This is a genomic window from Neobacillus soli NBRC 102451 (genome assembly GCF_001591665.1).
Lineage (GTDB): Bacteria > Bacillota > Bacilli > Bacillales > Cytobacillaceae > Neobacillus > Neobacillus soli.
Window position 1 is genome coordinate 1 of sequence record NZ_BCVI01000030.1, and the last position, 23786, is coordinate 23786.

General features: G+C 37.8%; 18 protein-coding genes and 1 pseudogene. 14 read left to right on the forward strand and 5 right to left on the reverse strand.

Annotated elements, in window-relative coordinates; translation table 11 throughout:
• Window positions 1-147: 147 nt before the first annotated feature.
• The 5 genes from BSO02S_RS11675 to BSO02S_RS11695 all read left to right on the forward strand — a co-directional run bounded on the left by BSO02S_RS11675 (window position 148) and on the right by BSO02S_RS11695 (window position 8373).
• A complete protein-coding gene (locus tag BSO02S_RS11675) occupies window positions 148-1677 on the forward strand; it encodes a sugar ABC transporter ATP-binding protein (protein WP_066066993.1) in 1530 nt (509 codons plus the stop codon).
• Window positions 1658-2665 (forward strand): ABC transporter permease, encoded by a 1008-nt coding sequence (locus BSO02S_RS11680; RefSeq protein WP_235846908.1) that lies wholly within the window; start codon window positions 1658-1660, stop codon window positions 2663-2665. Before BSO02S_RS11675 ends, BSO02S_RS11680 begins: the two co-directional genes overlap by 20 nt.
• A complete protein-coding gene (gene yjfF / locus BSO02S_RS11685; RefSeq protein WP_066066995.1) occupies window positions 2662-3702 on the forward strand; it encodes a galactofuranose ABC transporter, permease protein YjfF in 1041 nt (346 codons plus the stop codon). Before BSO02S_RS11680 ends, yjfF begins: the two co-directional genes overlap by 4 nt.
• Before the next feature lie 251 nt (window positions 3703-3953).
• On the forward strand, window positions 3954-7331 hold the full coding sequence (locus BSO02S_RS11690; protein WP_066066996.1) for a beta-xylosidase family glycoside hydrolase: 3378 nt from the start codon (window positions 3954-3956) through the stop codon (window positions 7329-7331).
• 262 nt (window positions 7332-7593) lie between these two features.
• A complete protein-coding gene (locus BSO02S_RS11695; protein WP_066066998.1) occupies window positions 7594-8373 on the forward strand; it encodes a M20/M25/M40 family metallo-hydrolase in 780 nt (259 codons plus the stop codon).
• Window positions 8374-8452: 79 nt separating this feature from the next.
• On the opposite strand, the gene BSO02S_RS11700 is transcribed toward BSO02S_RS11695, so the two are convergent.
• Genes BSO02S_RS11700 through BSO02S_RS11705 form a run of 3 tightly spaced genes read right to left on the reverse strand, consistent with a single transcriptional unit; the run spans window position 8453 to window position 9953 of the window.
• Window positions 8453-8773, reverse strand: coding sequence for a hypothetical protein (locus BSO02S_RS11700; protein WP_066067000.1), 321 nt, complete (start codon window positions 8771-8773; stop codon window positions 8453-8455).
• 58 nt (window positions 8774-8831) lie between these two features.
• On the reverse strand, window positions 8832-9032 hold the full coding sequence (locus BSO02S_RS28285) for a hypothetical protein (RefSeq protein WP_142303715.1): 201 nt from the start codon (window positions 9030-9032) through the stop codon (window positions 8832-8834).
• Window positions 9033-9050: 18 nt separating this feature from the next.
• Complete coding sequence (locus tag BSO02S_RS11705; protein WP_066067002.1) at window positions 9051-9953, reverse strand: LysR family transcriptional regulator; 903 nt, start codon at window positions 9951-9953, stop codon at window positions 9051-9053.
• A 202-nt stretch (window positions 9954-10155) separates the two neighbouring features.
• On the opposite strand from BSO02S_RS11705, the pseudogene BSO02S_RS28650 reads away from it, so the two are divergent.
• From BSO02S_RS28650 to BSO02S_RS11740, 8 genes and pseudogenes are all read left to right on the forward strand, one after another.
• A pseudogene (locus BSO02S_RS28650) lies at window positions 10156-11178 on the forward strand (alpha/beta hydrolase).
• Between the two features lie 218 nt (window positions 11179-11396).
• On the forward strand, window positions 11397-12578 hold the full coding sequence (locus BSO02S_RS11715) for an MFS transporter (RefSeq protein WP_066067005.1): 1182 nt from the start codon (window positions 11397-11399) through the stop codon (window positions 12576-12578).
• 177 nt (window positions 12579-12755) lie between these two features.
• Window positions 12756-13988 (forward strand): IS4 family transposase, encoded by a 1233-nt coding sequence (locus BSO02S_RS11720; RefSeq protein ID WP_066067007.1) that lies wholly within the window; start codon window positions 12756-12758, stop codon window positions 13986-13988.
• Window positions 13989-14191: 203 nt separating this feature from the next.
• Window positions 14192-14323 (forward strand): hypothetical protein, encoded by a 132-nt coding sequence (locus BSO02S_RS28290; RefSeq protein WP_268875996.1) that lies wholly within the window; start codon window positions 14192-14194, stop codon window positions 14321-14323.
• A gap of 254 nt (window positions 14324-14577) precedes the next feature.
• Window positions 14578-15543 carry a HEPN domain-containing protein gene (locus tag BSO02S_RS11725; protein ID WP_066067009.1) on the forward strand — a complete coding sequence of 322 codons (966 nt, stop codon included), beginning with the start codon at window positions 14578-14580 and terminating at the stop codon, window positions 15541-15543.
• A gap of 306 nt (window positions 15544-15849) precedes the next feature.
• Window positions 15850-16530, forward strand: coding sequence for a vWA domain-containing protein (locus BSO02S_RS11730; RefSeq protein ID WP_066067011.1), 681 nt, complete (start codon window positions 15850-15852; stop codon window positions 16528-16530).
• Window positions 16527-17345, forward strand: coding sequence for a PP2C family serine/threonine-protein phosphatase (locus BSO02S_RS11735; RefSeq protein WP_066067013.1), 819 nt, complete (start codon window positions 16527-16529; stop codon window positions 17343-17345). Before BSO02S_RS11730 ends, BSO02S_RS11735 begins: the two co-directional genes overlap by 4 nt.
• A complete protein-coding gene (locus tag BSO02S_RS11740; RefSeq protein ID WP_066067015.1) occupies window positions 17332-19296 on the forward strand; it encodes a helix-hairpin-helix domain-containing protein in 1965 nt (654 codons plus the stop codon). Before BSO02S_RS11735 ends, BSO02S_RS11740 begins: the two co-directional genes overlap by 14 nt.
• Window positions 19297-20207: 911 nt before the next feature.
• Here BSO02S_RS11740 and BSO02S_RS11745 read toward each other — a convergent pair.
• Window positions 20208-21425, reverse strand: coding sequence for an amidohydrolase family protein (locus BSO02S_RS11745; protein WP_066067016.1), 1218 nt, complete (start codon window positions 21423-21425; stop codon window positions 20208-20210).
• Between the two features lie 3 nt (window positions 21426-21428).
• Window positions 21429-22526, reverse strand: coding sequence for a hypothetical protein (locus BSO02S_RS11750; RefSeq protein WP_066067018.1), 1098 nt, complete (start codon window positions 22524-22526; stop codon window positions 21429-21431).
• Window positions 22527-22917: 391 nt separating this feature from the next.
• On the opposite strand from BSO02S_RS11750, the gene BSO02S_RS11755 reads away from it, so the two are divergent.
• Window positions 22918-23388, forward strand: a complete 471-nt coding sequence (locus BSO02S_RS11755) for a ribonuclease H family protein (RefSeq protein WP_157081445.1) — start codon at window positions 22918-22920, stop codon at window positions 23386-23388.
• Window positions 23389-23786: the final 398 nt, after the last annotated feature.

The window sequence follows — 23786 nt, forward strand, 5'->3', positions numbered from 1 at the left end:
GGGGGGGGGGGGGCGCTTATTGTTCGGAAATAAAATGGAAATTTGCAAAAAATGATTCTTTTTTTTAAATACTTACGGATGGGGATTTTTTATACTGAACCTAACTTCTAATTGAAAAGACTATTAAGGATTAGGTGGGTGGTAGACATGGATGCAGAATACTTGCTGAGAGCGGAGAAAATTTCAAAAACTTTTCCAGGCGTTAAGGCTCTTTCGAATGTGGATTTTGTGTTACGAAAGGGTGAGATCCATTCATTAATGGGTGAAAATGGTGCAGGGAAATCTACCTTAATTAAAGTGCTGACAGGGATCTACGAGAAGGATGATGGGCAAATTTTTCTTGGAAATCAGCTCATTAACCCTGGGTCGCCAGAGGAAGCGCAAAGGTTAGGCATTAGTACGGTTTATCAGGAAGTCAATCTTTGTGAGAATTTATCGGTTGCTGAAAATATTTTTATCGGAAGAGAGCCCCAAAGAAAGGGGAAAATTGACTGGAAAGAAATGTTCCGGAAAGCTGACTTATTGCTGAAAGAGAAGCTAAATATCGAAATTGATGTCAAACAAACACTTTCCTCCTTTTCCACTGCCATACAACAAATGGTTGCGATCGCGAGGGCTGTTGATATCTCAAGCGGTGTTTTAATTTTAGATGAACCCACTTCTAGTTTGGATAAGAATGAAGTGAAGAAGCTTTTTGAAGTCATGCGGCACCTGAAAAGCAAAGGAATGGGAATTGTCTTTGTCTCCCATTTTCTCGACCAAGTTTTTGACATAACCGATCGAGTAACAGTCTTAAGAAACGGTTATCTAATTGGGGAATATCAAACCAGCCAGTTAACAAGAACAGAATTGGTGTCGAAAATGATAGGCAAACAATGGGGTGAGTCCGCACAAGCCCGGAAGAAGCACATGATCAATATAGGAGAGAGAGGATTTCTTCAAACGAACGGCTTGGAGAAAAAAGGCACGATCAATCCTATTAATCTATCAATAAGAAAAGGTGAAGTGTTAGGATTGGCCGGCCTGTTAGGTTCAGGAAGAACGGAGGTAGCAAAATTACTTTTTGGCATTGACGCTTCAGATGCTGGTGTACTTGTCATTGATCAGGAGCGAATAAAATCGATGAATCCCAAACTGGCCATAGAAAAAGGTCTGGGTTTTTGTCCGGAAGATCGTAAAGTGGAAGGAATTATTGGAGAATTAACCATTCGCGAAAATATTATGCTGGCCCTGCAAACGAAGAAAGGGATCTTTAACTACATTCCCATGAAGGAACAAAAGGTCATTGCCCAAAAATATATTGATCTGTTAAACATCAAAACGCCAAGTATGGAACAGAGAATTGAAAACCTGAGTGGGGGAAACCAGCAAAAAGTAATTCTTGCCAGATGGCTTGCCACGAATCCAAAGTTATTAATCTTGGATGAACCTACAAGAGGAATAGATATCGGTTCGAAATCAGAAATTCGAAATTTGATATTAGATCTTGCTGCAGAAGGGATGAGCATCTTGTTTATTTCAGCAGAATTAGAAGAAATGGTAGCCTGCTGTGACCGGGTGCTAGTCTTAAGAGATCGTTATCAAATTGGTCAATTAGAGGGAGAGCAAATGAGTGTATCCACTATTATGGAAATGATTGCAGAAGGAGCTGGTGTCGTTGAGGCAAGCATTCAATAGTTTTATGCAAGCAAAGATCTTTTGGCCCTTGATGGCGCTCGTTTTACTGTTACTGATCAACGTCATGATTATCCCGGGATTTTTCCACATTACCGTCAAGAATGGACATCTATTTGGCAGCCTAATAGATATACTAAATCGCGTCATACCCCTCCTTGTCATTGCCATTGGTATGACACTCGTGATTGCCAAAGAAGGCATCGATATTTCTGTCGGCTCCGTCCTCGCTATCACAGCAGCGGCAGCGGCCTCCTTGCTTCATACCACTTCCGTACCAATTGCCATTTTGTTAGCTCTTGTGATTGGGTTGATTTGTGGATTATGGAATGGCATCTTAATCGCTTACTTTGAAATTCAGCCCATGATTGCTACCTTAATTTTGATGACAGTTGGTAGAGGGATCGCCCAATTAATTACAGGAGGACAAATCTTAACGATAAATAATGAGGCTTACGGATATGTTGGGAAAGGATTTTTACTGGGATTGCCGTTTGCCATTTATATCGGCGCCGCTGTTTTCTGTATTACCTTATTCCTCAAAAAGAAAACAGCACTGGGGTTATTTTTGGAAGCAATCGGTTCGAATATGGCTTCTAGTAAATTTGCTGGAGTGCAGCCTAAAAAAATTATTCTTCTTGTTTATATGATTTCTGGTATTTGTGCCGCGATTGCTGGTATTCTGGTAAGTTCTAATGTTAGTAGTGCGGATGCGAATAATGCAGGGCTTTGGATCGAGTTAGATGCCATCTTAGCTGTGGTTATTGGCGGGACCTCTATGCGCGGCGGGAGATTCTATCTTGTGGGAACCATCATTGGAGCATTGTTTATTCAGACATTGTCTACCACCATTTACTCAACGGGAATCAGCCCTGAAATTACGATGGTCATAAAAGCCATTGTGGTGATATCCGTTTGCCTTATGCAGTCAGAGGAATTTAGAAAACTAGTTACACAGCCTACTCTGAAGAAGAAGGTGAGTGAAGCATGAACCAGTCTAGAATTCGAATCAATGAAAACAATATCATTATTGTGGCAACCCTTCTGTTAATTGTAGTGTTGTATGGGTATGGATCGATTTCCTTTACTGGATTTTTCAGCATGCAGGTGTTTCTTAATTTGTTTATTGATAATGCGTACCTGATTATTGTAGCAACAGGTATGGCCTTCGTTATTATTACGGGTGGGATTGATCTTTCGGTTGCCTCTTTTGTTGCCTTCATAAGTATGGTTGCAGCCTCCTTATTGCAGCATGGGATCAATGCCTATTTGGTTATTCTCATGACACTCGTAATTGGCCTTCTCTTCGGTGCGGGTCAGGGGTATCTTATTTACAGGTTTCAATTACATCCTTGGATTGTCACGCTGGCAGGAATGTTTTTTGCGAGAGGATTATGCTATTTAATTAGTACTGAAAGTATTGAGATCACAGACAACATGTTTATTGCTTTATCCGATTTTAAAGTCTATGTATGGGGTGAGAACTATCTATCTTTAGGGGCGGCTATATCGCTTATTTTTGTGGTAATCGCCATGTATTTTTCAAAATATACCAGGTTCGGCCGGAATGTGTATGCCATCGGAGGCAATGTCAATTCGGCCAAACTTATGGGTCTTCCAGTAAAAAAGACTACCATTATGGTATATACGCTATCGGGTTTTAGTTCTGCTCTAGGAGGTTTTGTGTTTACCATTTATATGCAGTCAGGATATGCCCTTCACGTAATGGGGATGGAGATGGATGCTATTGCCGCTTGTGTAATAGGCGGGATCCTCTTAACTGGAGGGATAGGCTACCTAATAGGACCCACTCTAGGCGTACTAAGCATGGGGATTATTCAAACGATTATTATGTTTCAGGGAACCTTAAGTTCTTGGTGGACAAAGATTGCGGTCGGATTTTTGCTCTTTCTCTTTATTCTACTTCAACGTCTTATTGTAATAAAAAGAGGGAAAAAAAAGGTCCAATCATTATCAGAATCAAGTATACTACCAGAAAAGAAAGGCCGGCACGTAACGATCTCATAAAAAGGAAAAGAAGGATACCATCCTCTTTTTTTCAAAAAATGAATAGGTCTATCGAAATAGGAATAAATCATTATGAGAAAATTACAAAAATAAACGTCTTATTGTAAATCTTTTTTACCCCTTTCTTGTTAAAGTGAAAAGTGAAAATACGTACATAGGAGGAGATATAGTCAGAGAATTTTCCAAGCTGACCATAACGAAATGATAGCGGTTTATTCTGTGAAGAAAAATTAGGGAGGCTAGAAAGTAAAATGAAAAAGAAGCTGTTTGTTTATTTAACCATTTTGACCATTGTCCTTTCACAGGCGCTCGGACTCAGTACCGTAACACCCACTACCGCACATGCAGAAGAAAGTCAAAAGCCCCATGGTCTCAAGGGGGAGTATTATACCTCTTCAGGTGAAGGAAAGTTTGATTTCCATGAGTTGAAAACGACCATCGTAGATTACGATATTAACTTTCCAGATCTCAATCCAACTTTCGATATGTTCACAGGACAAAATGATAATGTTGCTGCTAGGTGGACGGGAAAAATAGTTCCAGAGCATACAGAAGATTACACCTTTTATATGATAGGGGATAATGGCTTCAGAGTCTGGATTGACGGGAAGTTAGCCATCGATTTTTGGCAGGATAAATGGGACCTCGAACAGAAAAGTGCCCCTATTTCGTTAGAAGCAGGGAAGGAATATGACATAAAGATTGAATATTTCGAGCATTTTGGCGGGGCTAATTTAAAATTGTACTGGTCAAGTGCTAGTGTGAAAAAACAAATTGTGCCAAGGAGTGCCTTTTTTCTTCCAGATGATGCAAATTTAAGCGGGAATATCAAAGAGGCAAAGGTTTTAGAGGATGGGAAACATATGGAGTTAACGTTTAATCAAAACTTAGCTGCATTGCCAGCCGGGTTGAACGAACATTTTAAAATCAATGTTTTTGGTCGTGACTGGGCATTTAAAAAGCTTTCTTTAAAGAAGAGTGATCCATCGACGGTGGTGATTGAAACAGTGGAGCCTGTCTATGAACGAACCGCTAACCAAGTGCTAATCAAGTATGACGGAAAGGGGAAAATCATTACGAAGGAAGGGGAAGAGATTTCCGCTTTTCTCAATAGAGCAGAGAATTTTTCACAATTCAATATTGAATCACCTTGGGCTGATAAAGTAGACGAAAATAAAGTTTTGTCTGAATATCCAAGGCCGCAACTAGTAAGGGACAAATGGATGAACCTAAATGGGAAATGGGAATTTCAGAGTGCTTTAACTGGTGAAGCTGTTCCGACAGGCAAAAAATTAAACGAGTCCATTCTTGTTCCATTTGCCGTGGAAACCGCATTATCCGGGATCGAAAGACCAGAATCCCATATGTGGTATAAAAGAAGCTTTACCATTCCATCAAATTGGCAGGGTGAACGCGTTAAATTAAATTTTGATGCCGTCGATTATAAAACGGTCGTGTATGTGAACGGGCAAAAAATGGGGGACCATATTGGCGGTTACGATGCTTTCAGCTTTGATATAACCGACCATTTAGTGAAAGGGAATAATGAATTAATTGTAGAAGTCTATGATGAGACAAAAGGCGGGCAGGCTAAAGGGAAACAAACGAAGAACCCAGAAGGAATCTGGTATACCTCTACTTCTGGAATTTGGCAGTCTGTATGGTTAGAGCCTGTTTCTGAAGCAAGTATTGAGTCCATCAAAACAGAAACAGATATCCATGAAAATAAAGTAAATCTGTCCGTAAAAGGGACAAATCTTGAAAACAAAACGATTGAGGCAGTGGTCCTTAAAAATGGTAAGAAAGTGGGCAAAGCCACCGGTAAAGTAGGAGAGACTTTTTCTGTATCCGTACCTGAACCGCATTTATGGACAACAACGGATCCCTTTTTATATGACTTACAAGTGAATGTAATCGATAAAAGCACTGTTGTAGATTCGGTTAAAAGTTATTTCGGCATGCGGGAAATTTCCCTTGGAAAGGTGAACGGTCAGCTCCGTCCATTACTAAATGGAGAATTTATTTTCCAAATGGGGCCATTGGATCAGGGGTATTGGCCAGAAAGCGGCTTAACAGCCCCAACGGATGAAGCATTGAAATTTGATATTGAAAAGACAAAGGATCTTGGCTTTAATATGATACGAAAGCATATTAAAGTGGAGCCAGAACGTTGGTATTATTGGGCGGACAAAATGGGAATGATTGTATGGCAGGATATGCCAAGTATGGATGGTGCTGTGGATTACCGAAAACAATATGAACACGAATTCAATGAAATGATTCAAGAAAGGTACAATCACCCATCCATCTTCTTATGGACCGTATTTAATGAAGGCTGGGGACAATATGATACAGTCCGGATGACAAAATGGGTGGAGAGTCTTGACCCAACACGCTTAGTCTCTAATGCCAGCGGTTGGACGGATGCAGGTGTCGGTGATGTTTTAGACTGGCATACGTATACAGCTCCGAGATCGCCACAGGTAGAAGAGAATAGGATTGCCGTTATAGGGGAATTTGGCGGACTAGGCTTAGCCACACCAGGTCATGAGTGGGGCACAACCGGCTGGAATTATGTCATGTTGAAAGACAATGAAGAAGTCACGAATACCTATATTGACTATATTCATTCCTTAAAAGGCTTTATGTATGCCAATGGACTTAGTGCGGCAGTCTACACGCAAACAACTGACGTTGAAGGCGAGTTAAATGGTCTGCTAACCTATGACAGGAGGATGACCAAGGTAGATGAAAAGAAAGTTCGTGAAGCAAATCAATCCTTAATCGCTCTTTCCTCACCAAGAAATGTTTTAGAAATAAAGCTTCAGGATGCAAAAGCCATTCAAAAGTCTTCAAAAATGGGTGACAATCCTGGAGAATATTCCAAAGCTGCCATGGAATTTTTAAAGACCGCCATGAAAGAAGCAAATAAAGTTTACCATGACAAAAAGTCAACTACTGAACAACTATTTGCTGCTGTCAATACGTTAACGCAACAATTAAAAGACTTTAAGGATCAAATGAACCCACCAATCGAAAAGGAGGCGAAAGTGGATCAATTTGATGCTACGACCTTGTCGAATAGTTGGTCTGTTTTCCGCGAGGATGCTGCCAAATGGAGTTTAACAGAGAACCCAGGACATCTAACGGTTACAACCCAAGCGGGTGATTCCTATGAAACGATCAATTCAATTAAGAATGTATTCCTTCAGGGTTCTCCATCTGGAGATTTTGAAATTACCACAAAGCTGAATGCTGCTGTTCAAAATAACAATGAACAGGCTGGCTTGTATATTTGGCAAGACGAAGATAACTATATCCGCTTTGGTCACGTTTGGGATAACGGTTTAAAGCTTGAAACAGCGAAAGAAGAGGCAGGTAAATACAGTAAACCGCAAAATATGGCGCAACATCCCGGTGATCATACAGTGTATTTAAAAATGAAAAAAACAGGAAATGTTTATTCCACCTTCTTCTGGATGAATGGGAAATGGGAAAAAGCAGCAGACCCAGTTACTTCTTCTATTAATGTTAGTAAGGTAGGTTTATACGGTACGAGTACAGGAAGCGGTAAAAATGTAAAAGCTAGTTTTGATTATTTTACTGTACAAAATCTTCTTAACGAATAAGAGGAACCGGATCTTCAGGGTCAGATACCCGATGTGCTAATACTTCAGCACAATGGGGATCTGACCTATTCTTACGTTGGCAGAAAATATACTGATTGCTGACTTTAGAAGGAACTTGAAAGACCAGTTTGGGTTCGAAAGACAACCCCCTGTAAAATTGTTAATTTTACCTATCGAGGCCGCGGAGGAGACTTATGGTTTCGTCCCGTCCCGGTGTCGATCAACCGAAGGTAAGGGAGCTTGATACGTATATATTGTTGGTGTGGTTAGGCAGCTGAATCGGCTTGGTTTTTACACGGAAGGCAGCTGTGATGGACATGAGCGAGGAAATCCATCCATTGGTTTTAGCAAGGAAGTTAACTTAGATACCGTAATGGAAGTGTTATTGGCAGCGGGCATTCCTTATATTTTCGCAAGAAATCGTTTCCTTAAATTGAGGATTCAAAGGAAATTACTGCTAGATATTACTGAAAAGCTTTCCTACATTCAGAAAGATTCGCTCGAAAAAGGAATAGAATTTATCCGTAAACAGTTATTTTTTAAACGCTTGGAAGAACTTTTATCTATTGAAGGAGAAAGCGGGAATGAAGCAGAGGTCCGCCGATTTGTGATGGAAGAATTACGCCAACATGTTGATTATTTAACAGTTGATCAAACAGGAAATATTCTTGCACAAAAGACCTATGGTACCGGACATGGGCCGACACTGTTACTCAATGCCCACCTTGATACGGTAGAGCGGATTGAACCAAGTAGAACCATCGTAAAAAATGGTTCCATTTGGTCGAGTGATCAAGGGATTCTAGGTGCGGATGACAGGGCTGGGGTAGCGGTTATTTTGGAGTTAGCGCGGCGGTTACAATCACCAGGATTCAATGGGAAAGTAAAATATATTTTCACAGTGGAAGAGGAAATGGGCTTAATTGGGGCACGAAGCGTGGATGAAACCTTCTTGTGGGATGTAAATGTATACAAAGAAATTCTTAAAAAAATTAGAGCGCTGGCGCTAAAATACAAAGTTGTTCAGTTCATAAAAATGTAGATGAAATTAGAACTCAGGGGGTTGGAAGCTATTATATTTACTAATCAATAGTTATAGTTAATGTTAGGTTCTGCTTAAATTAAAATGTTAACTTTACACCGTTTTCTATATATATTGTGTTATCTAATCCGGTTTGGTGTTTCAGATATTCAAATACATTTTTTGCTATGCTTCTGATCGTCACGCTCAGACCTAAGTTATCAAACACGCGAGCATAGCAGCGGATGATCAATGTATCACTTTCTGTGAATAAATGATAATAGACCGTTTCTTTCTGTATTTTTGAAAAACAATGGATAAATAGATAATCATCTGTTGGTTCTATTCCTTTTATGAATAGTTCCTTTTGAACGATTCGTTTTATTTCCTGCAAGTGATTCTCTGTTAAATTTATTCTCATACCTTTTCACCGCCTCATTTTTGTTGGTTCTTGAGGATTAAATGATCTAAGAAAGAGGCTATGTAAATCCCCACCGTATAGCGAATAAGATCCACAGATAAAAAGCCTTTCCCGAACACCAATGCACCACTGTTTTTCGATTTAACCGTTTGATGACTTCGGTCATTAACTGGACTGTATTGATATAATCATCATAATGAATCATGGAAGTAGGGGTATGGGCATAACGGGATGGTACATTGATTAATAATACCGGCATCCCATTTATGAGCTTTTCCTATGATAAAGAATTTGAAAATTTCTCTTGAATTGCTTTTAAAAACGCATTAGCAGCAGTGGAAAAAACCTGATGCTTTTTCCAAACAATATTTAAGCCAGATTCAAGCCTTGGCTCTAACGGTCTAAAACAAAGGTTACTTTCACTAGACGTGTTCACTATTTTATCAATGGTTACTGCATACCCTATGCCCTCTTCAACCATAATAGCAGCATTATATGCAAGATTGTATGTAATCACGACGGTTAGTTTATCAAAATCTTCACCAAACCAATCCGCAAATTCATTTTTAGAAAAGGTCTGTTTCATTGCCTGTCGTGAACAGATTAGTGGAACGGATAATAAATCAACGGCTTGAATGGTATCTTTGAAAGCAAGAGGACTGTCTTTCCTCATAACAACGCCCCATACATCTTTGCCAGGGATATCGATATAATTGTATTTTGATAAATCAGCTGGTTGAATTAAAATACCAAAGTCAAGCAATCCCTTGTCAAGCCGTTCAGTCACATCGTCTTCGTTTCCGCTGAAGAGATGATACCGGATATTTGGATAACGTAACTGTAATTCTTTTACTACCCGTGCAATTTGTCTCATAGCGTCTGTTTCCCCACCACCTATATAGATATCACCGCCTATTGTTTCTTCCATGGAACTAAATTCTGTATCTAATTTATTGACCATATCAACGATTTCTTCTGCTCTCTTTCGCAGGAGCATTCCTTCATCTGTGAGAATGATACTGTGACTACTGCGATTAAATAGTTTTTTTCCTAACTCTTGTTCAAGGTCTTTTAATTGTCTTGACAAGGTTGGTTGTGTCACATGCAAAAAATCAGCAGCAGCCGTCATGCTTCCTTCTCTTGCAACAGTAAGAAAATAGCGTAAAACTCTTAATTCCACATTTAATTCCTCCCTTTATAATGTTTTAGTATAAAAGTTTTTGATATACGTTTCAAGCATATCTTGATATGAGATATAAGTAATAGGATATATACAAAGAGTAAGCTAAAATAAATACATAGGGTTGAAGCGATAATAATTATGCGGCTCTAATAACTTTTTCATAAGTGAAAACAACAGTAAGAAAGAATGTTAATTATAAATGAAAAAAAAATCTATTAACACCGGCGTTGGCATTACATACACGCCGGACATGTCCAATGGAGCAGACAACTTTTACAAGAGCGACAAGGTAACCGTGCAGAAGGTTTCGTTTTAAAATCAATACAACATGAATGTTGTAGGGAATCTTTTTATTTCCAATAGTTTGAATCAGAACGCCAAAAATCCTGCAATCATTTTCGGGCATCCTATGGGCGCAGTAAAAGAACAAAGTGCGAATCTGTATGCCACCAAGATGACTGAACAGGGATTCGTTACTTTGTCCTTTGATTTGTCTTTCTAGGGAGGGAGCGAGGGTCAGCCTCGTAACGCTGTTTCGCCGGATATCTATGCCGAGGATTTCAGTGCTGCGGTGGATTTCCTAGGCACCCAGCCGTTTGTTGCCAGGGATCGGATTGGTGTTATCGGGATTTGTGGCAGCGGGAGCTTTGCCATCACCGCAGCCAAAATCGACCCACGCTTGAAAGCCATTGCGACAATCAGTATGTACGACATGGGTGCCGCCAACCGTAATGCGCTTAATCATTCCCTGACACTTGAGCAAAGAAAGATGATCATTGCAGAGGCAGCCGAGCAACGCTACGTGGAGTTCACAGGCGGTGAAACCAAATACACCAGTGGGACAGTACACGAACTAAATGAAAACTCTCACCCCATTGAGCGTGAGTTTTATGACTTCTACCATACTCCAAGGGGCGAATTTACTTCTAAGGGCTCGTCGCCTGAACTCACGACACACCCGACGCTGACCAGTAACGTCAAGTTCATGAATTTTTACCCGTTCGCAGACATAGAGACGATTTCTCCTCGTCCAATGCTTTTCATCGCGGGTGAGGACGCTCATTCCAGAGAGTTTAGCGAAGACGCCTACAAGCTGGCAGCCGAACCGAAGGAACTCCACATTATTCCGGGCGCAGGTCATGTGGATCTATACGATCGGGTGAATTTAATCTCCTTTGACAAGCTCGAGTCCTTCTTCAAAGAAAATCTGAAGCAAAAATAAGGCTTGTATTGGAAAATAGTAGGGAGCTTTTCGTGCCAATGGTAGTTTGAGTGAAATCTACTGTGTGAATCCCACTTATCTTGTCGGGATTCACACTTTTATTTTTACATTTTTAAAATAATTATCATTTTTGATAAACACAAAACCAGGTTTAAGATATTTCCACGTAAACACTTCCTTTATATTAGAGGGAGTGTAATTATTTCAGGAGGTAGGGTATGGCTAAAGGAAATAAATTGCTTATTTTTATATTAACAATAGGAGTTTTCGGCATTTTAAATACCGAAATGGGGGTTATTGGGATATTGCCTGCTATTGCAGAACAATATGGTATTAGTGTATCTCATGCAGGGTTGCTTGTGAGTCTCTTTGCCCTTGGTGTTGCAGTAGCTGGTCCCACTATGCCGTTATTCTTATCAGGTATTGATCGTAAGAAGGTCATGTTACTCGTTCTAAGTATCTTCGTTCTTGGGAATATAGTCTCCGTATTTACTACTAACTTTAACGTTGCCTTAATAGCTCGTATTATTCCAGCCTTATTTCATCCGGTTTACTGTTCATTGGCTTTTTCAGTAGCTGCCGCCTCAGTAAGCAAGGAAGAAGCTCCAAAAGCTGTTGCTAAAGTTTTTATAGGAGTATCTGCTGGTATGGTGGTTGGTGTACCAATCGCAAGTTTTATTGCTAGTGCTACTACTTTACAAATGGCGATGGTGTTCTTTGCTGCTGTTAATATTTTCGCACTCATTGCCACAATACTTTTTGTACCTTCTATGCCTGTTAGGGAAAAACTTTCATACGGAGCACAATTATCCGTATTAAAAAAATCAATGACATGGCTTTCCATTGGGGCTGTCATTTTATTAAATGGAGCTGTATTTGGAGTGTATAGTTATCTTGCTGAGTATCTGCAAACTGTTACGAATATGTCTTCGAATTTAGTAAGTATTGTATTATTTATATACGGTGGAGCCAACATTATCGGAAACGTAATAGCAGGGAAATTACTCACCAATAATGCGAATAAATCTGTAATGATTTTCCCTTTTGCTTTGGGAGCTGTTTACGTCATATTTTTCTTTTTTGGACAGTTTTCCTTACCTATGGCGATCATTACATTAATTTGGGGAGTATTGGCTGGCATAGGAGCTAATATAAATCAATATTGGATTTTATCTTCAGCACCTGAAGCTCCTGATTTCGCAAATGGCTTATTTTTAACATCAGCTAACATAGGAGTAACAATTGGGGCGGGTGTAGGTGGTTTCTTTATAGCACAAATGGGTACACAATTCGTCGTATTGGTGGGAATCCTATCATTGATACTAAGTTTGGTAACTATTTTTCTAAGAATCTACATGTATAATGGACAAAAAAATCTAATTGATAACCAGGTAATATAACATTCATTTCGGTGCAGAATTTTAAGGGTCAGTCCCACTAGTCTTGCGCACCTTTAAAATAATCCCATATTTTCAAAAATTAGTATTTACAGATAAGAAAAAAACTCCTATTGTAGAAGTTGTTGACCTTGTTTTGTTCCCTTAAACAAACAAGTCTTCTACAAAGGAGTTTTTACCTTGAATAGTAAAAGTATAGGGCGAGAAAAGCTAATTTGTCAATGCCTAAGGATTCTTCCAACTGAAGATTTCGAATGCCCCCTGATTGATTATGGGAAGAAATTAACTACAAAATCATTGCTAAAAACTTTTGTGGCTGCTCAGCTTGATCAATGGAGTTCTTACAGTGAAATGGAAGAAAAACTAAGGGCACATCCTGATTTAAAGAAAGAGCTAGATATTAAAGAGATCAGCGGTTCCCAGTTAAGCCGTCGAATCAACGATTTGCCTACAGAAATGTCCAAAAAAATGTTTGAAAAAGTAGTCAATAAAATCCGTATTCTAACCCAAGGGTATAGTGGGGTTTCAAAGGAAATCGGCAGGCTAAGTATAGTAGATTCCACTGAAATTCGATTACCAGAAAACCTATGCGATTGGGCTTTCATTTCAAAAGGACATAATGCCGTAAAAATGCATACACGACTAGTTGTGGTTTCTAAGGATGTTGCCTTTCCGGATAAAATTGTCCCATCTACTGGTACTGTTAGCGATTTCGAAAGTTCCGATTTCCTCGTTGAGGAAAATGATTGCACCTATGTAATGGATAGAGAATACCCTTCCAAAAGGAATCTGACATCTTGGCTGGAAAAGGACATTTCATTTGTGACCCGCATTACCAAGAACCTAGTCCTTTATTCATTGGAAGAGTACAAGCCAACTCATCCATCCATAAAACGAGATGCCAAGGTGAATTTTGGGGTTTCCTATGTACCGGTCCGATATGTTGAATTTGTAGATGAAAAGGACCGTATTTATCGAATCCTTACTACCAGATTTGATTTGACAGACCAACAGATTTTAGAAATCTATAAAAACCGCTGGCTGATCGAGCCATTCTTCAAGTGGATCAAAGGTCATCTGAAGTTCACTAAAATCTGGAGCACAAAGCCGCAAGGCATTTGGAATCAAATGTTCTTAGCGCTTATCGCGTTTGGAGTTTCTCTCATTATAAAACTCCAAACAGAGTCCCAAAAAACACCTTGGGTATTTTTCCGGATATTACGAACTTATTTATATTTGCCAGGCAAAGAAATGTTGAAGGAACTAAACAGGAAAACGAAAAAATCAAAGGGGAGACAAAAGGTTCCTATCCCAATAGAAAAGAAAAAACCGTCGTTTGGAACTGTTGCCTTGGTGAAGGAGAAAGTTAAGAAGGAAAAAAGAAAAAGTGAAAGAAAACTAGGAAATTATTAAAAAGGAAAAAAAAGGGAACAAGGTCTATTCGATACCCTATTCTCCTTTTTTTCATTGATATCAAAAGGTAGATGTAAAATTTGGGTTTTATTCAATTTACTTACAATTATGCAAGGCTAGTGATTAGACCCTCAAGTGAACTAAAGCGTTAACGTACCGGGGGACTGATCGCATTTATTTATGAAAGTGAAGAAGGTGAAGACTTGGAAGAGGATGATTTTATGCCTAAATCAAATGGACTTAAAGCAAAATTTGTTGACTTTCTTTTAGAACCAATCAATCAACTGATTTATGCTGTAAGAAATAATCGCCCAGCAGAGCCCAAATTTATGTAATTACTCGGCAACATCTTCATCTAAATAAAAGGAAATCTGCTTCTCCTTAAATGGTTTAAGAGACAGTAACTTTTCATTCGTACCGTATTTTCGAAAATAAATGAATAAAACATATTTTCCTATCGGAGATACTCATCAAGTTCTTCCTATTTCTCCAATACATTACATTAATTGTACTATATAGTTATAATAGAAAATGGAAATTTATTATTAATTGTTTATATCTAAATATACAATAAGAGAGGAAAAATCAATTGAAATATTTATTTATAGCAAGATTGTATGGATTAAAAATAAATAAAGTTTTAAGTAGGGGGATACAGATCGATGGAAATATCAGAATCTCTAATGATAGGAATAGATTAGACCGTCTTTGCGATACTTTCTTTCAGAAGAATGTAGGAACTTTAGAATTTGATTCTTTATATAATGGACCATACGTTTATGCTGAAGGTGATTTCCCTGAACATTTAAATCCGCAGGATGGCAATGATACAATTAATTTTCTAAACTATAACTTAAGGTTAAGTCAGACAATAGGAGTTTCACTTTGGTTTGTAAAAGATAACAGCGTACGAACAGAAACTGGATTTTTATATGTCTTTAATGAAAGCTATAGGGGTGTCTCATCTAATGCAAGAACCTCTTATTTTACTAATGCCAAAGGACAAATCGATGATATTAAATTTAGTAATGAGGAAATTACTCAAGGGGTTAATATGTTCATAAAAACATTTAATGAAGGAACAACTGCGGAACTAGACCATCTAAAAACCTCAGAGGTTATTACTACCGTGGCTAATCGACTGGAACGGTTTATTTATTTTTTACAAGCTGCTAGAAACCAGGGTTTTCCTCCAAGTAGAATTTCCATGTACTGTACATTATTAGAAACTCTGTTATCTACGGATAACCAAGAAATAGGTCATAAAATTGCTGAAAGAACATCACGCTTATTGGGGAAAGATTATTCAGAACGAATGGAAATTTTTAAGTTTATTAAAGAGGCATATGCAATAAGGTCAGCTAATGTTCATGGAGATAAGTTATCAAGGAAATTTAGAAAAATTGAAAAACAAATAGAAATTTCAATGAAATTTGATAAATATGTAAGGAAGTTAATCCAGTTTATAATAGCAGACCAGTCAAAAATGGAGTTATATTTAAAAGATGAAAACGAAGGATTAAATGATTGGTTTAACCAATTAATTTTAACTTAATAATTTATGGAATATATCAAATATAGAATATAGGTGAATTTATGAAAGTACTTACATTGGATGATTACAATAAAAAATTTAAAGTAGAACCTACAAAAGCAGATGAAGAAGTTATAAATGATAATACTCAACAAACCGAAGTTATTGAAAAAGATGATTGATTTTATATTAAAGGAGATTTATATGCACATTGGTGCCTGAACCCCATTTCCAGGTATAATTCTAAAATTTATTATCGAATTTAGAGGGATTTTTATAAAATTTGTAGAACATATTACCTAAATTCTATAAAGGGAAGTGTTTATTTTGTTTGACTTTACTGATCAAGTACCTTTTGATGGAGCAGAATTTGCAGAAAATCCTGAACCTCGTTGTCCGTGCGTACTTCTACTTGATACCTCAAGTTCCATGGGTGGGCAACCCATAACTGAACTAAATAAAGGTCTACAGGTATTTAAAGACGAGCTTATGTCAGATCACATGAGTGTAAAACGTGTAGAATTATCAGTTGTAAGTTTTGGCCCAGTAAACGTAGAAACTGAATTCCAAACTGCAGATACTTTTTATCCACCAACTCTTAATGCAAACGGAATGACACCAATGGGTCAAGCAATAGAAAAAGGTATTGAGCTTATACAACAGAGGAAAGAAAAATATAGAGAAAATGGGATTTCTTATTATAGACCATGGATATTTTTAATTACTGATGGTGCACCTACTGATAATTGGCAAAAGGCAGCAAAATTAATTAAAGATGCTGAGTCTAATAAATCTCTTATGTTTTTCGCTGTTGGGGTTCAAGGAGCAAACATGGATAAATTAAAACAAATTTCCGTTAGAGATCCTCTTAAATTAGATGGTTTAAGATTTCGAGATTTATTTTCTTGGTTATCAAATTCACTAGGTTCTGTTTCAAGATCCACCCCAGGTGATTCAGTACCCTTAGAAAACCCAGTGACCCCAGGTGGATGGGGAATGATTGAATGACTCAAATAGGTGATTGGAAATATACTTATGCATCTGTTATGGGGACATCTCATCAGAAAGTAAATACTCCTTGCCAAGATTCAAGTAAATCCCAAGTAATAGAAGATTCAAAAGGCGAAAAAGTACTAGTCGCTGTTGTATCAGATGGTGCAGGGAGTGCTAAATTTTCAGATCAAGGTTCATCACTAGCCTGTTCGCTATTTTTAAAAGAAGTGACTAAATATCTTAGCATTGATAAGGTAATTAAAGACCTAGGTAAGGTATTTATAGAAAATTGGCTTGATACTTTTCAAGCTGAAATATTGTCCCTTGCAAATGATTTAGAGGTTCCTATCCGTGAATTTGCATGTACTTTCCTAGCAGCTGTTGTCGGAAACGACTATGCTGCTTTTTTTCAAGTTGGAGATGGAGCAATTGTACTGCTTGATACAGAGCCAGAAAGTCCTGAAGAAAATTACAAATGGATTTTTTGGCCTGATAAAGGAGAGTTTGAAAATACAACCTATTTTATTACGGATCCTAAGGTTAAGAAAAGAATTAAAATCGATGATTTGCATAGGTCAGTTGATGAAATCTCGTTATTTACGGATGGTATACAGCATTTAACTCTCCATTATCAAACTCAAACTGTTCATAATCCTTTTTTTAAGCCAATGTTTAATGTTTTAAGAAAAGCGGAAAGGGATAATCAGGATCAATTAAATTCATCCTTAGCGAAATTTCTTAATTCAGAAAGGGTTAACGAAAAAACAGATGATGACAAAACATTACTGTTAGCAACACGCAGAGGGGTTGAGAACCTTGGTATTGAGTAATGCAACACTTCCTAAGTGTAAAGATAGCAAGGGTCACCATATAAAAGCTGGAAAAGTGATTGGTAGAGGTGGAGAAGGTACTGTTTATGAAGTGGAAGGTAAACCTGGTATTGTTCTTAAACTCTACCATAAGTACGATGATGAACGGTCAAAAAAGATAACCTCAATGAGTCATATGAAATCTGAGAGACTGTTAAAATATACAGCATGGCCAATTGACACCGTAAAGGATGAAGGTGGAAAAATTATAGGCTTATTAATGCCTAGTGCAAATGGAAAGGAAATTCATAAACTTTATAGTCCTAAAAATCGGTTAAACGACTTTGATAATGTCAGCTTACCATTTCTAATACATACTGCTGCAAATATTGCACGCTCATTCGCTATTGTTCATGAAAATGGTCAAGTAATTGGAGATGTTAACCATGGTAATATTGTGGTCGCTAATGACGGTACAGTCAAACTAATTGATTGTGATAGTTTTCAAATTAATACCAATGGAAAATTAATTTTTTGTAAGGTTGGAGTTGCAACCCACCAGCCTCCTGAATTGCAGTCTAAGTCTCTTTCCAATATTGTACGTACACCAAATCATGATAACTTTGGAATAGCCATTATTATCTTTCAGCTTTTGTTTATGGGAAGACATCCTTTTTCTGGACGATATTTGGGTTCAGGAGATATGCCTATTGAAAAAGCAATTGAACAGCACCGTTTTGCATACGGAAAAAATGCCAAACAAAGAGATATGCAACAACCGCCTGGAACACTTCCACTTGACTTTTATTCAAAGGAATTAGCAGAACTTTTTGAGAAGGCTTTTTCCCAATCAGGTTCTAACAATAATAATAGACCAAAGGCAACTGAATGGATTACTGTCTTAGAAAAGCTAAATAAAGAATTAGTTAGTTGTCCATTAAATCAAGCACATACCTTTAGCAAAGAACATAATAATTGTCCTTGGTGTGAGTATGAGGGAAAAACAGGTCTAGTTTTATTTACTGCAGTTATAAAATCAAAATTAGGCACTGAAAATGTGTTTCAACTGAATTTAATTTGGAAAAAAATAAGTAGCATAAGTCCACCTTATGATCAAAATTTACCTGATCCATTTGCATATTCACAAAACCCTTCAGAAGAAATAATAAAAATAGGGAAAAAATTTAAACGAAAAAAAATTATGAGATTATCAGTAGCAATAATTCTAGGAATCTTTTCTCTGTTATTAACTTTTAGTGGCGGTATGGGTATTTACCCAATAGGTGGTGTTATCGCTTCGATTGTATTAGGCTTAAAGAAAGCAAAAGATCTACAGTTTGAAGAAATATATTTAGGATATGAAAACTTAAATCGAAAGTGGATTTCCCTTTTGGAACGTTGGAAAAAAGAAGCTTCATCGGATAAGTTTTTTTCGAAGTTAGCTGAATTAAATGATTATAAAACAAAATATACAGATATCCCCAACATGCGCACACTAAAATTAAAGCAACTTGAAAAAGATCAAAGAAATCGTCAACTAAATGAGTATCTGGACAGTTTTTATATTCAATCAAGCAATATCGACAGTATTGGACCAAGTAGAAAAGCAGTGCTTCAATCATATGGGATTGAAACAGCGAGAGATGTTTCTAAACAATCGGTATTAAGGGTTCCTGGATTTGGACCATCATTAACAAGTAATCTTGTTGAATGGAGAAAAAATATCGAAAAACGTTTTTCTTTTGACCCCAAAAAAGGTATTCCAAAATCCGACATGTACTCTCTTGAAAAAGAGATTTTTTCATTAAAAAGCGACCTCGAGAAAAAGTTAACTAAAGGCGAAGCCGAATTAATCTATATTAAAACATCCATTAATACTAGGAGAGAAATTTTAAAAAGAGATGCAGATGAATGTGTGCAATTACTGGGCAAGGCTAAGGCTAATGTTGATTATTTAAAAAATGTTTTATAAGTTTTATTTATTTTAAGTAGAAGTGCATAGTCACTGCCGAGTAAAGTGTCCGCAGCCACCTTCGATGCCGGTTAAATGGCCAGTGCGGTGACGTGGCAACTAACAGTCACCCTCTGCGCCACTGGCATTTACAAAAGTCGGCTTAGTTGTCGACGATTTAAAATGGCAAACCCTCAATCAATTCTTTCGATTCCTTTTTAAGAAAACCATTAAGTTGATATAATGCAATTTTATTTTTTTTAATTCGTGTATTTCTGTTCTTAACCTTTCAATGGAGGTTTCCATCTCTGCAATCCCCTTCTCCAATTGTTCATAATAATCGGCACTTACTCTTCCACAGTTCATTGATCACCCGATAGATACGAGACTCTTTTACAATCTTAATTACTTTTATGAACGCATCTTAATAGGCTTTGACTACAAAGTGTATTGATTTATCTTGTAATCCCTTGGCTAAAGTTATAAATCGCTCCAATCCTACTTAGCTATTTTCTGTGGTAGCCAACGCCCTATTTGGAGAGCCGGGATCTAGTCCCCCGGCAGACCCCAATTTTCCCAGGATGAAAACAACTGAGAGTGGGGAGGAAGAAAGGCTAAGACAAACAGTTGCGGGAATTTTAAAACTGGATACTAACATTTCTGAAGTGATTTTATAAAAGTCTGAGGAAAGGGGGTCCTAATGTCCTTAAGCTTTACAGGACCGGGGGACCCCTATTGCCCCAGTAATTCTATTTTTTATAAATTGGGAATATTGACAAACTTCTTTATGATGAAGTAAAAATGGAAACTCGTGGATTTGCTGAAAAGTTAATTTTGACGAATTAAAACCGGAAAGTATTCGGCAACAAATAGGCGATGAGGAATAAATGGATGGTGCCTAACCCTTTTTTTATTTAACAATTTAAGCACGATCAGCGCGATATGACCTTTACTCCCCGAAAATACACCTCTTTTATCCTATCAATCTCTGTTATTTCAAGACCAGGAATACCTTCTGATACTAAAAAGTTTGCATCGAACCCCGGTAATAATCGTCCGAACTGACTTGATTTTCCTAATAGGTAAGCTGGGTTTGCTGTTAGCAGGGCTAAGATTTTGTTTTCGTCGTAATGATGTTTCTTTAAAAGCTGCATCGCCGGGTGAGCAATTAACATTAACACGTCTGGACCCTGCAATGTTTGGTCTTGAAATGGCACCCATGATGTTCCCTGATAGGGTGGAAGATAGGAGTCCGTTGAAATCGAAACAGGAATGTTCTTTTCAACTAAATTAAGGATGTTCATTGGGGAATTTGGCTGCATGTGAGTTCCACCCATTGGTGTAGCAACAATATGCACTCCTTGTTGGGAAGCCTTTTCTACAAGCTCATCTGTTATGCCATGTGCATGGTGCAGTACATCCATTCCTGCTTCCAAGGCCAAACGGATCCCAGCTTCACCAGCAACATGACAGCCGATTTGCTTTCCCAATTGATGATAAATTCCGGCAATCCGTTTTAATTCCTCCAAGGTATAGATAATTTCGCCTGCCCTTGGAACCTCTTTTTCTGTAAAATTGGCCGGTGTTGCATTGATAAAGATATTTTCACCAGGATAATCACTGGCCTGAGCAATCTTTTGGACTATAGTAGGATTGGATAAATCCTTCTGGTCAACAGCGTGTGACTGAGTGATAGAAGTAAAGTGTGCTAGCTCTTCAAAACCAATTGAAATGCTTGTTGTTGCAAAGGATACATCAATGGGGAAATCGCGAACCGCATTTTGGTAATCTTCTTTTGAAAAATCACATAAAGGATGGCCGCAGATTTGCTCGCCGAGTGCAGTGATTCCAGACGATAACGCTTGGAAGAGAATGGCTCTTCCTGCTAAAAAGTGAGTAGCAGCTGTAACAGGGTATAGTGAAGTTGGGGCAAACTCTAGTAAGTGCGTGTGACAATCTACCAAAGTAGGAGTGATGACGTAATCAGAGCAATCAATCACAGGTATATTCGGAAAATGCTTTTGCAGTACCTCCCAATTGCCAACCTCGGAAATTATTCCATCAACAATCACCAGGGCACCATTGTTAATCGTCCCCAGCTTACTGACTGTAACAATTCTTTTACCCCGAATCATATAAATATCTTTCATAATTTAACCTAGCAACCAAGGAGTCAAAAAGTATCCTAAAACACAGGCAGTAATAAAGCGGATAATCATTCCAATAATCGCCGCTTGAAGTGCCTCTTTTTCATTAAGGGTAGAAGATTCCGCCCACGTTACCGGAACCTGGCCAAAGATTACCGATAATGGAAGCCCCGAGTTAGCTAAGATAAATGAACCGACGATTAGCCGCGGATCCAATGTGCTGGCTAGGTCGGATAGCTGGGCAACGGCAAGTGTCGGAGCGGCAAGAATGGAAACAATCCCTGTAGCTGGTTCGATACTTAAAAAGGTGAGAACAGAGGACAGACTAGATTCAATGACACCCCAAACACCAATAAATTTTAATGCTCCAATAAAGAAAAAGACGGCTGCGACGGCAGGGATAATAATTAAAAACAGTAATTCAGTTCCTTCTTTGGCCGAGGTAAATATAGTTTGAAGAAATCCTGTTTTTGGTGTAAAACGCGGTAATTCCTCCAAATCAACCCTTTTGGTATCACGGTAAATGGTTCTTGATAAAATAAATGGAACGATAATGATGGGAACAAAAATGGATAGAACGACGAGCGGAAAGGCATGAATACCAAAGGCGGAAAGTGCAATAAGGCCCAATACAAAGGTGGCGAACGATTGCGGAGATTGGATCATGGTCGCCACAGCTATTTTTTGTTCAGCTTTGGTTGCTTTCGCTTTCACAAGAATGGGCCCGGAAATTTTCCCCGCGGCATTAATGTCACCTAGGATATTATAAACACTTGGAATAATCACAGCAGGATTAATCTTAAACCACTTCATAATCGGGACAAAAAGTCGAATTAAACCATCTGTAAACCCCAACCGTTCTAAAAGGCGTCCGACGATAACGCTTACAATAATGGCAATCCCGACTTCACTTGTAAGAAAAACATCCACTACAATAGGTTTGACTTCTTTAATAATCGTATTAAACAAGTTCGAAAGTGAATTGGGTGAGAATAATAGGAGAATCAATGAACCAAAGACTAACAGAATACCAATTACTTCATAAGGATGCCATTTGGATCTGGAAGCATCAAGCTTGGATAAAGGTTCTTGTTTTTTCTCCATAAAACAACCTCCTGACATTTTTTAGATATGTTATGTTCAGGAGAGAAATGGGTGTATGTACTAATGGGATGGTACCTGGTACCTTACTGCTGTAACACTTTTTTGGGGGGCGGATTCCGCCCAAAAGGTGATTTAAGGGGTTATCTATTTGAACCTCAAGGGATCCAGACCCATCGGATAAGACAAGGCGAAGGTTTAATGTAGGTTTACTGAAAAAATCTTATTTACTACTTGAATGTAATGCATTACAAATACATCCTAAATAATGGAAGGGTATTTAGGGGGGAATATTCATGGATAAGAATGGAAACAGCAAAAAGGTGTAAACAAGCAATACTTAATGAAATCTCAGATAAAGCCGCCGGAGGAAGCCAAGCAGAGAGCGGTAGGAATGGTCCAAGATGAAGAAGTATTAAGGATTTTTGTTGATGCATCGGAATTAAACTATCAAGGAATATTTGGCCAGGGTGCTTGTTTTGTGGGACAAGGTGAAGTAATAACAAAGTGTAAAAAACACTATAATCTGTTAATGAAAAAGCAAAATGTGTATGCTGAGCTAGCAGCAATAGGATTTGCTCTTGAACAATTATTAGCAATGCATAAACAAGGATGCGCAATAAAACCTGAAATACTAATATACAGTGATATACCATTAGTAGATTATTTAAATGGGACTAAAGAAATAACCAAAAATAAATCCATTAATATAATCGCTAAAAAGATTTGGGATTTAAAACAGGAGTTTGAAGATAAGCTTCCATCAATTAATTTACAAATCAAAAACATGGATCCTGAATTGAAGAAGTTTAACCCTTTTTACAAAGCTGCTCACAATGAGGCTAGAAAAGCAATTAACTGCTAAGATTATCTATCACCGAGTTTGGTAATCAGTAAGGTGAAATCATTTAGGGATAGCTGCTTGTGTACCCTAAGCTAGAAATAACCGATAAAGAGTGTAAAAAGGCGCAAGAAACCATCCAATTATTGGATGGTTTCTTGCGCTTTCTTTTTTTAAAAAATATTCAAATCTTGTTTGGTAGTACTACTTATGCCGAATATTAAATTAAACAATGGAATGGAAAAATCTTCTCATAAACAAATGATCATTTCTTTTAATAATGTTTAGAACACATGGTGGTTTATGTTATAATAATATAATTAAATAGTATTTATTTTTAAATACATGAATATGGTAGAGGTTCTAGCCCCCCTCGTTAAAAAAACTAAGATGAAGCAGTACTTCTATCTGATATGCTCCCC